General features: G+C 71.2%; 15 protein-coding genes and 1 tRNA gene. 11 read left to right on the forward strand and 5 right to left on the reverse strand.

Features of this window, described 5'->3' with window-relative positions:
- Positions 1–13: 13 nt before the first annotated feature.
- Positions 14–829 (forward strand): hypothetical protein, encoded by an 816-nt coding sequence (locus tag P5G59_RS18865; RefSeq protein ID WP_301220566.1) that lies wholly within the window; start codon positions 14–16, stop codon positions 827–829.
- Between the two features lie 31 nt (positions 830–860).
- Here P5G59_RS18865 and P5G59_RS18870 read toward each other — a convergent pair whose 3' ends face one another.
- From P5G59_RS18870 to P5G59_RS18880, 3 genes are all read right to left on the reverse strand, one after another.
- Entirely contained in the window at positions 861–2951 is a 2091-nt protein-coding gene (locus tag P5G59_RS18870; RefSeq protein ID WP_301220567.1) for a RecQ family ATP-dependent DNA helicase, read from the reverse strand.
- A 106-nt stretch (positions 2952–3057) separates the two neighbouring features.
- The gene (locus P5G59_RS18875; protein WP_301220568.1) at positions 3058–3336 is read right to left on the reverse strand and encodes a hypothetical protein; all 279 of its coding nucleotides are present in this window, start codon (positions 3334–3336) and stop codon (positions 3058–3060) included.
- 23 nt (positions 3337–3359) lie between these two features.
- Positions 3360–4562: a PspC domain-containing protein gene (locus tag P5G59_RS18880; protein ID WP_301220569.1), complete on the reverse strand. Its 1203-nt coding sequence runs from the start codon at positions 4560–4562 to the stop codon at positions 3360–3362.
- Positions 4563–4677: 115 nt separating this feature from the next.
- Between P5G59_RS18880 and P5G59_RS18885 the strand changes: the two genes are divergently transcribed.
- The 9 genes from P5G59_RS18885 (at position 4678) to P5G59_RS18925 (ending at position 12329) form a co-directional block, all read left to right on the forward strand.
- Positions 4678–5913, forward strand: coding sequence for an ATP-binding protein (locus P5G59_RS18885; RefSeq protein WP_301220570.1), 1236 nt, complete (start codon positions 4678–4680; stop codon positions 5911–5913).
- On the forward strand, positions 5910–6584 hold the full coding sequence (locus P5G59_RS18890) for a LuxR C-terminal-related transcriptional regulator (protein ID WP_301220571.1): 675 nt from the start codon (positions 5910–5912) through the stop codon (positions 6582–6584). The genes P5G59_RS18885 and P5G59_RS18890 overlap by 4 nt, the downstream gene beginning before the upstream one ends.
- Positions 6585–6709: 125 nt before the next feature.
- Positions 6710–6782 (forward strand) — tRNA-Trp (locus P5G59_RS18895).
- A 42-nt stretch (positions 6783–6824) separates the two neighbouring features.
- Positions 6825–7097 (forward strand): preprotein translocase subunit SecE, encoded by a 273-nt coding sequence (gene secE, locus P5G59_RS18900; protein ID WP_175335717.1) that lies wholly within the window; start codon positions 6825–6827, stop codon positions 7095–7097.
- A gap of 52 nt (positions 7098–7149) precedes the next feature.
- Positions 7150–8073, forward strand: coding sequence for a transcription termination/antitermination protein NusG (nusG, locus tag P5G59_RS18905; protein WP_301220572.1), 924 nt, complete (start codon positions 7150–7152; stop codon positions 8071–8073).
- A gap of 118 nt (positions 8074–8191) precedes the next feature.
- Complete coding sequence (rplK, locus tag P5G59_RS18910) at positions 8192–8623, forward strand: 50S ribosomal protein L11 (RefSeq protein ID WP_175335715.1); 432 nt, start codon at positions 8192–8194, stop codon at positions 8621–8623.
- A 72-nt stretch (positions 8624–8695) separates the two neighbouring features.
- Positions 8696–9385, forward strand: a complete 690-nt coding sequence (gene rplA, locus P5G59_RS18915) for a 50S ribosomal protein L1 (RefSeq protein ID WP_301220573.1) — start codon at positions 8696–8698, stop codon at positions 9383–9385.
- 329 nt (positions 9386–9714) lie between these two features.
- Positions 9715–11712, forward strand: coding sequence for a S53 family peptidase (locus P5G59_RS18920; RefSeq protein ID WP_301220574.1), 1998 nt, complete (start codon positions 9715–9717; stop codon positions 11710–11712).
- Positions 11713–11795: 83 nt separating this feature from the next.
- The gene (locus P5G59_RS18925) at positions 11796–12329 is read left to right on the forward strand and encodes a GNAT family N-acetyltransferase (protein WP_301220575.1); all 534 of its coding nucleotides are present in this window, start codon (positions 11796–11798) and stop codon (positions 12327–12329) included.
- Here P5G59_RS18925 and P5G59_RS18930 read toward each other — a convergent pair.
- Positions 12326–13294, reverse strand: a complete 969-nt coding sequence (locus tag P5G59_RS18930) for an NADP-dependent oxidoreductase (RefSeq protein ID WP_301220577.1) — start codon at positions 13292–13294, stop codon at positions 12326–12328. The two genes, P5G59_RS18925 and P5G59_RS18930, sit on opposite strands and share 4 nt — an antisense overlap.
- Positions 13295–13499: 205 nt before the next feature.
- On the opposite strand from P5G59_RS18930, the gene P5G59_RS18935 reads away from it, so the two are divergent.
- Positions 13500–14258 carry a DUF998 domain-containing protein gene (locus P5G59_RS18935; protein ID WP_301220578.1) on the forward strand — a complete coding sequence of 253 codons (759 nt, stop codon included), beginning with the start codon at positions 13500–13502 and terminating at the stop codon, positions 14256–14258.
- On the opposite strand, the gene P5G59_RS18940 is transcribed toward P5G59_RS18935, so the two are convergent.
- Positions 14150–14932: a YqaJ viral recombinase family protein gene (locus tag P5G59_RS18940; RefSeq protein WP_435871288.1), complete on the reverse strand. Its 783-nt coding sequence runs from the start codon at positions 14930–14932 to the stop codon at positions 14150–14152. The two genes, P5G59_RS18935 and P5G59_RS18940, sit on opposite strands and share 109 nt — an antisense overlap.
- Between the last annotated feature and the right edge of the window lie 28 nt (positions 14933–14960).

Here is a 14960-nt window from a genome sequence, read left to right on the forward strand (position 1 = left end):
CCGGAGGGACGACATGGGATTCCTGGACCGCCTTCTCGGACGCGAGGAATCGCGCCCGAACGGCTCTCAGCAGCAGAACGCCGGGTATCAGCCATACGGAGGCCCTGAAGCCGCCGCGGGCGCCCCGGCGCCGACCGGCGCGCAGCCACGCAGCGAGGACGAGATCGCCGTCGAGCGCTACCGCTATCTGCTCCGCACCGCCCCGCCCGAGACGATCGAGCAGGTGCACGAGGAGGCGTTCGCGAAGCTCACGCCGGAGCAGCGGCGCATGGTCTTCGAGCAGCTGAGCCAGAACGCGCCGGCGGGCGAGCAGCCCCGGGCGGATGACCCGCGCTCCCTGGCGCACGCGGCCACGCGCTCCGAGCTGCGGCAACCGGGCACGCTGGAGCGCTCCCTCGGGGGCTACGGCGCAGGCGGAGGCCGCGGCGGCTTCGGAGGGCCGGGACTCGGCAGCATGTTCGCCACGTCGCTGCTCGGGAGCGTCGCCGGGTACGTCATCGGCTCGGCCATCGTCAGCTCGTTCCTGCCGTCGCCTGCGGACAACCAGGCGGACGCGGGCTCTGGCGACCAGAACGCCGACAATGCGAACGATCAGAACAACGACGGCTCCGGCGACGGGGGTTCGGGCGACCACGGCGGCGACGGCGGCTCGACCGAAGCGGCCGGCTGGGACTGCGGCAGCGGCGGTGACGCAGGCGGCGGCTGGGACGGCGGCAGCGGCGCCGACGCAGGCGGCTGGGGCGGCGGAGACTGGGGCGGCTTCGGCGGCGGTGACTTCGGTGGAGGCGACTTCGGAGGCGGTGACTTCGGTGGAGGCGACTTCATCTGACGCCGCCACTCGCTCTCGGCGAGGCACGACGTCACGCCCGGAGGGCGGCGGCGAACGGAAGGACGGCCGAAGCGCCCGACCTCAGGAGCTCCTGACCGGCCACCGTGATCGTCCACCGGCTGTCCACCAGGTCGTCGACCAGGAGCACGGGCGCCGCCGGCGGGAGCGGCAACCCCTCGGCGGTGAAGCGGTCCCAGACCGACGCCAGGCGGAAGGCGCTGTTCCCGCCGGGTAAACCCGCCGGGGCGGCGCCCCGCCAGCCGAGCGTTCCGGCGAACGGGAGGCGCCCGACCGTGGCGATGCCTCGGGCGAGCGACTCGATGAACACCGGCCTGCGGCGAGAGGGCATGGCCACGACCGCGGCGGGCCGGGAAGCCCAATCCCAGTCGGCGAGGACGCGCACGCACGCGTCGAGCACCGCAGGCGGCACCGGCTGGTCGGGGGCGTCGTCGGCCAGCAGGTCGCGCAGGCGGCCGCCCCACCCGAGGTCCGTCAGGCGGGCGAGCGCGCGTCCCGGTTCGAGCAACTGGTCGGCCGCGAGCTTCCCCCGCACCGGGATTCCGAGCCGGTCGGCGCCCGTCGGCCAGAGCTTGCGCGGCTCCACCTCGACGCCCACCCGGTCGAGCAACGAACCCACCTGGCCGGCGGCGCCGTCGTCAACGTCGGTCGGGAACCACACTCCTGCGCAGTTGTCGCACCGGCCGCAGGGACCGGCGTCCGGATCGTCCAGCGCCCGCTGAAGGAACTCCATGCGGCAGCCGGAGGTCGACTCGTACTCGAGCATCGACGCCTGCTCCGCCTCGCGCGCGGCCGCGATGCGGGCGTAGCGCTCCTCGTCGTAGCTCCAGGGCGCGCCCGTGGAGACCCAGCCGCCGCTCACACGGCGCACCGCGCCATCGACGTCGAGCACTTTCAGCAGCAGTTCGAGGGTGGACGCCCGCAGGTCGACGCGGCTCTCGAGCACCCGCGTCGACTGCGCGGAGTCGCCCAGCGCGTCCAGTACCGCGGCCGCCTTCTCGCGGGACGGCATCGAGGCGGTCGCGAAGTACTGCCAGATCGCCCGATCCTCAGGGCCGGGCAGCAGCAGGACGTCGGCATTGTCGGTCGCCCGGCCCGCGCGGCCCACCTGCTGGTAGTAGGCGACGGGAGACGACGGTGCGCCGAGGTGGACGACGAAGCCCAGGTCGGGCTTGTCGAAGCCCATCCCGAGCGCGCTCGTGGCGACGAGCACCTTCACCTCGTTGCGCTTGAGCCGGCCCTCCAGGTCTTCGCGCTCGGCCGTGTCGGTCTGGCCGGTGTACGAGTAGGCCTCGTGGCCGGCGCGCCGGAGCACCCGCGCGGTGTCCTCCGCCGCGGAGACGGTCAGCGTGTACACGATGCCGCTGCCCGGGAGGTCGGACAGATGGCCGGCGAGCCACGCCAGCCGCGTGGTCGCATCGGGGAGCGGGAGCACTCCGAGCCGGAGGGAGCGGCGAGCGAGCGGGCCGCGGATGGTGAGGACCTCGCCCTCCCTGCCCGCGCCCAGCTGCTCCACCACGTCGGCGACGACGCGCTCGTTGGCCGTTGCGGTGGTCGCGAGCACGGGGACGTCGGCAGGGAGGAGGGCGATCAGGTCGCGGAGCCGACGGTAGTCCGGACGAAAGTCATGGCCCCAGTCGGAGATGCAGTGCGCCTCGTCGACGACCAGGAGGCCGCTCCGATCGACGAGAGCGGGAAGCTGCCTGTCGCGGAACTCGGGGTTGTTGAGCCGCTCGGGGGAGACGAGGAGCACATCCACCGTGTCTTCTCGCAGCCGTGCCGCCACGTCCTCCCACTCGTGGCGGTTGGCCGAGTTGATGGTCACCGCCCGCACGCCCGCGCGCTCTGCCGCAGCGACCTGGTCGCGCATGAGCGCGAGCAGAGGGGAGACGAGGATGGTCGGACCGGCGCCCCGGGCCCGCAGCAGCATGGTGGCGACGAAGTAGACCGCCGACTTGCCCCAGCCGGTGCGCTGCACCACGAGCGCACGCCGGTGGTCGTCGACGAGTGCGCGGATGGCTTCGAACTGACCGTCGTGGAACTCGGCCTCCGGTCGCCCGACGAGGGCGCGGAGGCTGGTGAGGGCGTCTGCTGCAGTGGTCATGGAGCCATCGTCCCAGGGACGCCTGACGGCCGGCCCCGATCGCGGACATCTGTGGAGAAGTGCGATCGGGGTCCGGCTGTGGACGGGTGACGGGTGACGGGCGGACTCAGCCCCGCGGGCGGACGCGGCGCCGCTGCGACGCCCGGATGCCTCCGAGCAGAGCGGACACCACGATGATCAGGCCGAGGACGGCCGCCGCGAGCGCCCACGCCGATCCCGGGGTGAGCGAGCGCAACCACAGGGCCACCCCGGCGGCCCGCTCGGCCGACGCCAGCACGTAGAGCGTCGAGCCCGCGAAGATCGCGAGCAGCAGCCCCCACACGACGCCGCCCCAGCGGATCTGCGCCTGCGCAGTCGGCTCTGTCACATCCTGTGGTCCGGTCATCTTGGTCTCCCTCTCGTTCTCGGTCACAGCTGCTGGAGGACCGGGAGGCCCTCGTGGGTGAGGTGGATGCCCGCGATCCCGTTCCCGGCGAGGATCAACGCGGCCACCGTGAGCGCGGCGAGGAGGATCCCGAGGAAGATCAGGAACCCGCTGCGCCGCCGCGCCAGCCCGGCGATCAGCACGGCCACACCGACGACCAGCGTCGCCGCGGCCAGGCCGGCCGCCGTCGTGAACCGCGCGACCTCTGCCAGCTGCGGCCACACGATCGCCACCAGCGAGCCGGCGACCAGGGCGAGCCCCACCGTGAGCCAGCCGATCGCCGCACCGACGCGCGGGTTCGCCGCACGGTAGGCGTCGCGGCGCGCCGCCGCCTCCGCGGTCGCTATCGCGACCTGGGTGCGCAGCTCGGCCGACCGCTGCGCCTTCACAGCGCGCATGTCGGCGGCGAGACGCTGCTTCCACGCCGCGTGTTCGGCGCGCCACTGGGCCTGCCGCTGCTGCCAGTCGGCCACATCCTCCGTCGAGGCGCCCTGCGGGGGAGCGGGAGGCGGCGTCGGCTCGGCGGCGATGTCCAGCTGGACGCTCTCCGCCGCGACCGCCGTTGCCGTCGACGCAGCGGCTGCCGGAGTCGAATCCGGCGCGGGAGGCGCAGCCGGAGCCCCCGCATCCGGCTGCGACGGAGCAGCGCTCGCCGTCCCACCGCCCCCGCGCGCCTCCGACCGGTTCACCGCCACCACGATCAGCGCGACGACCGCACCGATCACCACGAGCGTCCAGATCACGCGGCCGACGACCTCGCCCCAGCCGGGCACATCCCAGAACGGTCCGCCGGCCCACCAGAACCCGCTCGCCCACGGCAGCAGCGACAGCAGCAGCAGGACGCCGATGGCGACCATGGGCGGCTCGAAGTCGCCCTCGAAGAGGCGCTGCAGGTGGATGCGGCCGTCCCGATCGGGCAGCAGCGCCCAAGCGGCCGCGTACAGCAGCAGGACGGGCGCCCCGAGGATCCCGGCCACAACGACGATCCCGCGCACGATCAGCGGGTCGATGCCGAGCCGGTAGGCGATGCCGGCGCAGACGCCGCCGAGCCAGCCGTCGGCCCGGACGACGCCGAGACCGCGCATCCAGTCGAAGAAGCGCGTGCCGCGGCCGGAGAAGCCGGTCCTCGGCCCGCCGTACGGGTTCGCCGGCGTCCCCACCGGAGGAGTCGAATCGTTCTGTGACATGCTCACCATCCTGGCGGCGGCGCCCGGCGCCGGGTATCGGGTGAACCCCTGAGCGGACCCTGATTCCCGCGGCGGCCGGATGCGGGCTCCCTCGGGGTCTGCTTGGATTCCAGCTATGTCCTCCTCCGCGCCCGCCGGTCCGTCCGCCGGCCCGAGCGCCGGTGCCCGCCGGCCGCCGCTGGCGCGACCGCGCTCCTGCTGGGTGAGCGGGGTGTCCGTCGCGCTGGCCGACCATCTCGGGTGGCCGGTCGCGGCGGTGCGGTGGGCATTCGTCGGAGCGAGCTTCCTCGGCGGCGCCGGCCTCCTCCTCTACCTCTGGTTCTGGGCGCTGACCCCGCTCCGGCCGCCGTCCGGCTCCGACCCGGCCGACGGCGTCCGCCGGCGCGTCAACGTGCCCTGGGTGCTCGCGGGGGCCGGCGCCGCCTCCGGCGTGGCCGCCGTCGTCCTCGCGGCGGGCGGCGCGACGGCCGCCGGCTTCGGAACCCTTGCCGCCGCCGTCGCCCTGCTGGTCCTTGCCGTCGCGTGGGATACGCTCGCCGACGAGGAGCCCGCGTCCTCCGCACCGCTGTCGCCCACGGTCTTCCGCATCGCGTGCGGCGCGTTCCTCGTCGTGGTCGCGCTCGCCATCGCCTTCACGCAGAACGTCGGCGGCTCCGGGATGCTGTGGCTCGGCATCCTCGTCGCCACCTTCGCCGGCGCGGCCGTTCTGCTCGCTCCGTGGGCGGTCAGACTGTGGCGCGAGCTGATCTCGGAGCGCACGGCGCGCATCAAGGAGGAGCAGCGCGCCGAGATGGCGGCCCACCTGCACGACTCGGTGCTGCAGACGCTCGCGCTCATCCAGAACCGGGCGGGCGCCTCGAGCGAGGTGGGCCGCATCGCCCGCGCCCAGGAGCGGGAACTGCGCGAGTGGCTGTTCGCCGACGCGCCAGGCTCGGCCCGGGAGGAGCGCGACATCGCGGCGGAACTGCGCGAGGTGGCGGCGGCGCTCGAAGTCGACCACGCCGTCCACTTCGACATCGTGACCGTGGGCGAGCCCGTGCGCGACGCGCCGTCCGAGCTGGGCGCCGCCGCGCGTGAGGCCATGCTGAACGCCGCGCGCCATGCCGGCGGCGAGGTCTCGGTCTACATCGAGTCCGCGCCGGCGAGCGGGCAGGCGCCGGCCCGGGTCGACGTCTTCGTCCGCGACCGCGGGCCGGGCTTCGACCTGAACGCCCTTCCGGAGGGACGCCTCGGCGTCCGAGAATCGATCATCGGCCGGATGCGGCGCGCGGGCGGCCAGGCCGTCGTGAACGCGCGCGCGACCGGCACCGAGATCCAGCTGACCATCGACATCCCGAGCGAGACGACATGACCGAGACCTCCGGCGGCGACCGGCCCGTGACCGTGGTGATCGTCGACGATCACTCCATCTTCCGCTCGGGGCTGCGCTCCGACCTCGACGGGCGGCTGCAGGTCGTCGGCGAGGCGGCGGACGTGGATGCGGCCGTCGCCGCCGTGCTCGAGACGCGCCCCGACGTGGTGCTGCTCGACGTGCACCTGCCCGGAGGATCCGGCGGGGGAGGGGCTGAGGTCGTGCGCCGCACGGCGGCGCAGGCGCCCGCGACCCGGTTCCTGGCGCTGAGCGTCTCGGATGCGGCGGAGGACGTCGTCGGCGTCATCCGGGCGGGCGCACGCGGCTACCTCACGAAGGGCAGCTCGGGCCGTCAGGTGAGCGACGCCGTGGTCGCGGTCGCCGGTGGCGACGCGGTCTTCTCCCCGAAACTGGCCGGATTCGTGCTCGACGCGTTCGGGGCGGCCGCGGGGGAGCAGGCAGAATCGACGGACGAGCTCGACCGCCTGTCCGCCCGTGAGCGGGAGGTCATGCGGCTCATCGCCCGCGGCTATGCCTACAAGGAGGTGGCGGCCGAGCTGTTCATCTCCATCAAGACCGTGGAGACGCACGTCTCGGCCGTGCTGCGCAAGCTGCAGCTGTCGTCGCGGCACGAGCTGACGGCCTGGGCGCTCGAGCGGCGGCTGCTCTGATTGACCGCTTTGCGGGCGGGCGTCGGCGTCACGTACACTTGACGAGGTGGTTGAATCCGCCAAGCTTTTCTGCGCCCTTTTTTGTTTCAGATTATGGCGACGTGAGGTTCGGCGATTCGCTTCTTAGGGCGGTAGCTCAATTGGCAGAGCAGCGGTCTCCAAAACCGCAGGTTGCAGGTTCGATTCCTGTCCGCCCTGCACATCGGCACCCTGGTGCCGGTCCACGAAAGGTGTAACGAGGTGGCCCGAAAGGTAATCGACGAGCCGAGTGAGGACATCGTCGCCAACGCGAAGAAGGATCGCGCTGCGCGGCGCAACCCCTTCGCCCGGATCGCCCTGTTCATCCGGCAGGTCATCGGCGAGCTCAGGAAGGTCGTCACACCGACCCGCAAGGAGCTCTTCAGCTACACCGGCGTCGTGCTGGTGTTCGTGGTCATCATGATGGCTCTCGTGTCCCTCCTTGACTGGGTGTTCGGACTGGGTGTCGTGTGGGTGTTCGGAAACCCGAAGTAGACGAGTCGACAGGGCCGCACCGGCCTCCCCGACAAGAAATGGAATGAATTCAGTGTCTGAGACCAATCGCGACGACGTGGACTGGGCCCCTGCCGCGGAGCAGTCCTCCGAAGACGACGAGGCGCAGACCGGCAACGTCCTCGCCAGCGAGGACGAGGCGTCCGACTCGGCCGAGCACGAGGCCCTGCACGTCGTCGCCGACGACGGCACCGAGGTCGACCTGGACGCCGTCCTCGACGCGATGGCGGAGGCCGTCGACCCCGAGGCCGACCGTGCCGTCGACGAGGCCCTCGAGGTCGACAGCGAGGACGAGGCGGAGGCCGCCCAGCTCGCCGTCGAGGACGAGGAGGAGGAGGCTGTCGCCGACCCCTACGAGGCGTTCCGCACCGAGCTGCGCTCCAAGATCGGCAAGTGGTACGTCATCCACTCGTACGCGGGCTTCGAGCGCCGCGTGAAGTCCAACATCGAGAACCGCATGGTCTCGATGAACATGGAGGACTACATCTACGAGGTCCAGGTCCCGATGGAGGACGTGGTCGAGATCAAGAACGGCCAGCGCAAGATGGTCAACCGCGTGCGCATCCCGGGCTACGTGCTCGTGCGCATGGACCTCAACGAGGACAGCTGGTCGGTCGTGCGTCACACCCCGGGTGTCACCGGCTTCGTCGGCAACGCGCACAACCCGACCCCGCTGCGTTTCGAGGAGGCCTTCTCGATGCTGAAGAGCCTCGTGCAGGTCGAGGCCGCCCCGGCCAAGGGCGCCGCGAAGGGCCAGAAGGCCGCTGCGCGCAGTGTCATCACCGAGGTCGACTTCGAGATCGGCGAGACCATCACGATCAAGGAGGGCTCGTTCGCGGGCCTGCCGGGTTCGATCAGCGAGATCAAGCCGGAGAGCGGAAAGCTCACCGTGCTCGTGTCGCTGTTCGAGCGCGAGACGCCGGTCGAGCTCAGCTTCGACCAGGTCACCAAGCAGTAGGAACATTCAGAGCCTCCCCACGGTTTTACAGAACACCGGGTCTCGGAAGGGCCGAGAAACCGGGAGAGCGACGCGGGCGTGACGCCCACGAGCTCGAATACACAAAGAAGGAAGAGACATGGCACCGAAGAAGAAGGTCACCGGTCTGATCAAGCTTCAGATCAACGCCGGCGCCGCCAACCCGGCCCCGCCGATCGGCCCGGCCCTGGGTCAGCACGGCGTGAACATCATGGAGTTCTGCAAGGCGTACAACGCGGCGACCGAGTCGCAGCGCGGCAACGTCATCCCGGTCGAGATCACCGTGTACGAGGACCGCTCGTTCACGTTCGTCCTGAAGACCCCGCCGGCGGCCGAGCTGATCAAGAAGGCGGCAGGCGTCCCCAAGGGCTCCGGCGTGCCGCACACCACCAAGGTCGGCAAGCTGACCCAGGAGCAGGTGCGCCAGATCGCCGAGCAGAAGATGGTCGACCTCAACGCCAACGACATCGACGCGGCGTCGAAGATCATCGCAGGCACCGCCCGCTCCATGGGCATCACGGTCGAGGCGTAAGCCAAGACCCCCTCAAGACATACGTGGAAGAGCCGGCCAGGCTCGCACCACATTCTCGTTAGGAGAAATCACATGGCACAGAAGTCCAAGGCCTACCGGGCCGCGGCCGAGAAGATCGAGGCCGGAAAGTTCTACACGCCGGAGGAGGCCGTCGCCCTCGCGAAGGAGACCGGCTCCGCCAAGTTCAACTCGACCGTCGAGGTCGCGCTGAAGCTGGGCGTCGACCCGCGCAAGGCGGACCAGATGGTCCGCGGTACCGTCATTCTTCCTCACGGTACGGGCAAGACCGCCCGCGTCATCGTGTTCGCCACCGGCCCCGCGGCCGAGGCGGCCATCGCGGCCGGTGCGGACGAGGTCGGCGGAACCGACCTGATCGAGAAGGTTGCCGGCGGTTACACCGACTTCGACGCGGCCGTCTCCACCCCGGAGCTCATGGGCCAGGTCGGCCGTCTCGGCAAGGTGCTCGGCCCGCGCGGCCTCATGCCCAACCCGAAGACCGGCACGGTCACCCCGGACGTGGCGAAGGCCGTCTCCGACATCAAGGGCGGAAAGATCGAGTTCCGCGTCGACAAGCACGCCAACGTGCACTTCGTCGTCGGCAAGGCCGGCTTCACCGCCGAGCAGCTGAACGACAACATCAAGACCGCTCTCGAGGAGGTCGTGCGTCTCAAGCCGTCCGCCGCGAAGGGCCGTTACATCCAGAAGGGCGCCGTGTCGACCACGTTCGGCCCGGGCATCCCGCTGGACGTCAACGCCATCTGAGTTCGTTCACCGAACACCCGGAAGGGCCGGGACCGCACTGCGGTCCCGGCCCTTCCGTAGTTTCTGCGCCTGGCGACGAGGCGCCGAGTTGCACCTTGTGGTGGTTATTCGTCCGGGATAGCGACCACAAGGCGCAACTCGGCGGGATGCGGGTGGGCCAGCGGGGGCGGCGGCAGAGCCGGTGAGGATGATTCACCTCCGATAAGTTCTGCGACGGAACTGTCTACCCCCTGTTGCGGTGGTAGAACACCCGGGTCTAGGGTCGCTCCTGTCGCGCGTCGCGCGTCGGCTCGAAGTCGAGCCAGTCCCGAGTTCGAAGGATGACATTCATGGCACTTCGCACCACCCGATCCCTCCACAAGAGGGCTCTCGGGATCGTCGCCACCACGACCGCCGTGGTGGCTTTGTCATTGGCGGGGACCTCCGCCGCCAACGCGGCCGATCGCGTGCCGTACGCCGGATCCGTCCCCGCCTGGGCGACGCCGGCGAACGACGCCGGGGCGGCCGCGGCAGACACGACGGTGCAGGGCGAGATCTACCTGCCCCTGCGCGACCAGAAGGGCGCCGAGGCGCTCGCGAAGGCGGTCTCGAACCCGCTGGACCGCGGGTACCGCAAGGCCCTGTCGCCGCAGCAGTGGATCAACCGCTTCTCGCCCACCCAGGCCGACTTCGACTCGGTGGTGAACTTCATCAAGACGGCAGGGCTCACCATCCAGGGCGTCCCGGACAGCCGCCAGTACGTCGTCTTCCGCGGCACCGCGGAGCAGCTCGGTTCGGTCTTCGGGACGTCGCTGCACTCGTACAACCACGCCGACCGCAAGCTCGTCGCCCCCTCGTCGGCTCCGTCGGTGCCGACCGCGCTCGCCAGCAAGGTGTCCGCGATCAGCATCGAGCAGTCGCGCACGACGACGCGTCCCGACTCGATCAAGCAGGGCGACCTCGGCAGCTCGGGTGACCCGACGGTCGCCCGCAAGTTCGCGGCAGCGGCGCCGGTGATCGACACCCCGTGCTCGCACTACATCGGCGAGCACACCGTGACCGTTCCGCCGGCGTACAACGGCCAGACGCAGTACAGCACCAACAACTGCGGCTACACCCCGCAGCAGCTGCGCAGCGCCTACGGGCTCGACACTCTGGGCAAGAAGGGTGTCAACGGCACCGGCCAGACCGTCGCGATCATCGACGCGTACGCCAGCCCGAGCATCCTGAAGGACGTGAACTCGTACTCGCAGCAGAACGGCGAGCCGGGCCTCACCAACTCCAGCTACCAGCAGCTGGTGCCGAAGCCGAGCGAGTTCACCGACCAGGAGCTGTGCCAGCAGCCGAGCGGATGGCAGGGCGAGCAGACGCTCGACGTCGAGTCGGTGCACGCCATCGCCCCGGGTGCACGCATCCTGTACGTCGGCGGCACGGACTGCGGCGGCGGCCTCGACATCGCGATGTCGAAGATCCTCGACAACAAGCTCGCCAACATCGTCAGCAACAGCTACGGCAATGTGGGTGAGGCGGTCCCGGCCGACGTCATCCAGGGCGAGGTGAACCTGCAGCTCCAGGCCGCGGGCGAGGGCATCGGCCTGTACTTCTCGAGCGGTGACAACGGCGACGAGGTCGCGAACCTCGGCTACGCGTCGCCCGACTTCCCGGCGTCCTCGCCGTGGGTCACCTCGGTCGGCGGCACGAGCACCGGCATCGACAAGAACGGCAAGATCGCGTGGGAGACCGGCTGGGGCGACCAGTTCGACCAGATCGTCAAGAACGCGGACGGCACCCTCAGCTACGCCCAGCCCCTCCCGGGCACCCGGTTCGTCGGCGGTGCGGGCGGCGGCGTGAGCGCCGTGTTCGCGCAGCCCGACTACCAGCGCGGCATCGTGCCTCAGGCGCTCGCGCAGGGCAAGCGCGTCTCGCCCGACGTGGCGGCCCTGGCCGACCCCTACACCGGGTTCCAGATCGGCATCCGCCCGATCGTGGACGACACCACGCTGGCGACCGGCGACTACATCAACGAGACCTACGGCGGAACGTCGCTGGCCGCGCCGATCGTGGCCGCGCAGATCGCGATCGTGCAGCAGGCGACGCGCAGCACGATCGGGTTCGCGAACCCGACGCTGTACGGCGTGAAGCGCATCCTTCCGAACGCGTTCCGCGACGTGCTGCCGCAGAACCCGCCGCAGGCGCTCGTGTACACCAGCAAGATCAGCGGCAACACCTACCTAGTGACGCTGGATCAGGACACCTCGCTCAAGACGGCGAAGGGCTACGACGACGTCACCGGCCTCGGCGGCGTCTCGTTCGACCTGCTCAGCTGGGTGGCGCAAGGCCGGCACTGACGGTCCGGACGCATCGAGGACCGGCCGTCTCCCTCTCGGGAGGCGGCCGGTCCGCTGTGTGCGGCCGTCGGTAGGCTGAGGGCGTGACCGTCACCATCCGTCCCGCCGCCGCCGGCGACGAGGCCGCCCTGGCGCCCGTCGCCGCCGCGACCTTCCCGCTCGCCTGCCCTCCGCACACGACGGAGGAGGCGAAGGCCGCGTTCATCGCATCCGTCCTGTCGGAGGAGCGCTTCGCCGAGTACCTCGCCGACGAGGGTCGCCGGCTGCTCATCGCGGAGGACGGGGACGGCGCCGCGATCGGCTACACCATGGTCGTGCTGGGCGAACCGGGCGACGACGATGTGCGGGCCAGCCTCCGCATCCGCCCCACCGCCGAGCTCAGCAAGTGCTATGTGCTGCCGGGCCACCACGGCGAGGGCGTCGCCGGCCGCCTCATGGCCGAGAGCCTGCGCGTCGCGGAGCAGGCGGGCGCCGACGGGATCTGGCTGGGCGTCAACCAGGAGAACGGCCGTGCGCAGCGCTTCTACGGCAAGAACGGCTTCGAGCGCGTCGGCGTCAAGCGCTTCCTGGTCGGCGACCGCTACGAGGACGACTTCGTGATGGAGCGGGCGCTCTAGCCCTCCGCGACCTTCACGACCACCTTGCCGCGTGTGTGTCCGCCCTCCACGGCGCGGTGCGCATCCGCGATTTGCTCCAGCGCGAAGATCTGGTCGACGTGCGCCCGCACGTTCCCGGCCTCCAGGAGTCGCGCGATCACCGCGAGGGCGTTGCCGTCGGGTGCCACCTTGTAGTCGGTGCCGCGGACGCCCGCAGCCGCGGTCTCCTCGGCGAAGGTCGGCCAGCTTCCCGTCGGGGCGTTCACGATGAGACCCCCGGGCCGCAGCGACTGAAGCGATCGGGTCCCCGTGTCGTCGTGGACGTTGCCGACCAGGTCGATCACCACGTCGGCGTCGTGCACGACGTCCTCGAACCGTGTGGTCGTGTAGTCGATCACCTCGGCCGCGCCGAGGGAGCGCAGCCACGACGCCTTGCCGCCGGACGCGGTGGCGATCACGTGCGCGCCGAAGTACGACGCGAACTGCACCGCGAAGTGGCCGACCCCACCGCTCCCGGCGTGGATGAGCATCCGCTGCCCCTCATGCGCCTTCGCCACCTCGACCACCATGCCCCACGCCGTGAGCGCGGCGACGGGAACGGCGGCCGCCTCGATGTGGGACAGCGTCGACGGCTTCCTCACGACGCTCAGCGCCGGCACGGAGACGTACTCGGCGTAGCTCCCGCCGAAGCGCGGGACCATGACCATCCCGAAGACCTCGTCGCCCGGGCGGATCGGGTGGGCGCTGTACGGCGACTCCACCACGACACCGCTGAAGTCGTGCCCGAGCACCGCGGGGAACGAGTGGATGGCGCCGAACACCCCGCGCCCGGCCCGCGTCTTCGCGTCGATCGGATTCACGCTGGACGCGACCACCTTCACCAGGAACTCCGCGTTGACCTTGTCCGGGTAGGCGGTCTCGCCGATGCGGAGGGCTTCGGGCCCGCCCGGAGCGTCCAGGAGCGCGGCGCGCATCGTCTTCGGCATTCGCTTTCCCCTCGTCGGATCCAAGTCCTGCGTGCCAGTCAAGCCTGCCCGTGCTTCGGGGGTGTTACCGTCGGGTCACCACATGTGAACAGTCTGTTTCGGATACCCCCAGGTCGTTCCCAGCGGCAGGCCGGATAGGATGCTGCGACCCGGGGCGGCGACGGCCGCCGGCTCCGGAGACGACGGCCGACCCGAGGAGCGACAGGTGCGACGACTGCTGCGGGTCGCCCGCGACCCCTTCGCCGTGCCGTTGCTCGCCCGGGGCTGGCAGCGCACGGTGCCGTGGCTGCTCGGGATCGGCACCCTGTGCGTGCTCGGCGGCCTCACGATCATCTGGGCAGCCCGGCTGACCGTTCCGTATCCCGTCTACGTGAGCGAGCTCGGCGCGCAGGGGGCGCCGACCGCCGGACCGTTCGCGGTCGCCCTGCTGCTGATCGCTGTGGGCGGGTTCGCGATCGCGCTCGCGAGCGGGCATGTGCGCTCGTCGGCGCCCCTGCTCGCCCGCTGGACGCCGGCGGCGACGCTGGGCTTCGCCGCGCTCTGCTTCGTGCTGGCGTCGCAGGTCACGTGCACGGCGTACTGCCCGGTCCCGCTGGTCGACCCCAAGTCGACGGTCCAGGATCTGGTGCACACGGTGTCCGCGGTCGTCGGTTTCGCGGCGGCGTGCTTCGCGATGCTGCAGGTCGGGTTCAGCCGTCGCCTGCCCCGGCTCTCGCTGCTGTCGCGGCTCAGCTGCGGGGCGGTCGCCGTCATCACCATCGTGGGAGGCCTGCTCGCGATCGTGCGGGTCGGCTCCGATGTGGGGGCCTGGCTGGAGCTGATCGGAACGACGGTCGCGATCGCCTGGATCGCGGTCTACGCGGTCGCGCTCGCCCGCGTCCCGCTCGGCTCGGGGACCGTGGTGGACGGTGCGGAAGCGGCGGCGGAGGAGCCGGAGGCGGGCGCGGCGCTCGACGTCGCCTGACGGAGCAGCTCGATCAGGTCGGCGGCGAGGGCGACCAGCTTCGCGATCTCAGCCTCGTCGCGGTCCACCCAGCGGCACTCCGGCTCGTCGCGCAGCGGGACGAAGCCGTCGTGCTGCTCCCAGACGAACAGGGTGCGCTCCGCGCCGAGCACGTACTGCTGCCACCAGATCTGGCGGAGGTAGTGGCGCGGGATGCTGCGGAAGGGCTTGTTGGTGGTCTTGATCTCGGCCAGCTCGATGCGACCGCCGGTGCGGAGGATGAGGCCGTCCGGCGTCGCCAGGTGCCGGCGGTCGCGCTCGGCGTGGAAGAGCAGGTCGGAGGGCTCGATGCCGTGGGTCGCCGCAACCCAGGCGGCGATCTCCGGCTCGCGCGAGCGCCCGTGCTGGGTGAACACGTTGCCGCTGAACCCTGTGCCGTGCAGCTTGTCGTACGCGGCGGCGCGCACCGAGCGCGGCGTCGACAGCTTCGCGACGTCGGTCGCGGTGATGCCGCGGCTGCGGGCGCGCAGCCAGCCCGCCCTGTCGCTGGAGCTCGCCACGACGCGCGCCAGGTGGCCGGTCTCGCCGGGGACGGCCGGGATGACGGGCACGGGAGCGGGACGGGCGGGGCTCAGATCCGCGAGCACGGCCGGCCGGTACAGGTCGGCGGTGCGGTAGGGGGCGGAGTCGAGCACCTGTCCATTGTGCCGCGTCCGGCCGACC

The sequence above is a fragment of the Leifsonia virtsii genome, from assembly GCF_030433675.1.
In the GTDB taxonomy this organism is placed as follows: Bacteria; Actinomycetota; Actinomycetes; order Actinomycetales; family Microbacteriaceae; genus Leifsonia; species Leifsonia virtsii.

Excerpts from the sequence above, each read along its gene's own strand:
- P5G59_RS18865 (WP_301220566.1), top strand. The coding sequence starts at position 14 with ATGGGATTCCTGGACCGCCTTCTCGGACGCGAGGAATCGCGCCCGAAC.
- P5G59_RS18870 (WP_301220567.1), bottom strand. The coding sequence starts at position 2,951 with ATGACCACTGCAGCAGACGCCCTCACCAGCCTCCGCGCCCTCGTCGGG.
- P5G59_RS18875 (WP_301220568.1), bottom strand. The coding sequence starts at position 3,336 with ATGACCGGACCACAGGATGTGACAGAGCCGACTGCGCAGGCGCAGATC.
- P5G59_RS18880 (WP_301220569.1), bottom strand. The coding sequence starts at position 4,562 with ATGTCACAGAACGATTCGACTCCTCCGGTGGGGACGCCGGCGAACCCG.
- P5G59_RS18885 (WP_301220570.1), top strand. The coding sequence starts at position 4,678 with ATGTCCTCCTCCGCGCCCGCCGGTCCGTCCGCCGGCCCGAGCGCCGGT.
- P5G59_RS18890 (WP_301220571.1), top strand. The coding sequence starts at position 5,910 with ATGACCGAGACCTCCGGCGGCGACCGGCCCGTGACCGTGGTGATCGTC.
- rplK (WP_175335715.1), top strand. The coding sequence starts at position 8,192 with ATGGCACCGAAGAAGAAGGTCACCGGTCTGATCAAGCTTCAGATCAAC.
- rplA (WP_301220573.1), top strand. The coding sequence starts at position 8,696 with ATGGCACAGAAGTCCAAGGCCTACCGGGCCGCGGCCGAGAAGATCGAG.
- P5G59_RS18920 (WP_301220574.1), top strand. The coding sequence starts at position 9,715 with ATGGCACTTCGCACCACCCGATCCCTCCACAAGAGGGCTCTCGGGATC.
- P5G59_RS18930 (WP_301220577.1), bottom strand. The coding sequence starts at position 13,294 with ATGCCGAAGACGATGCGCGCCGCGCTCCTGGACGCTCCGGGCGGGCCC.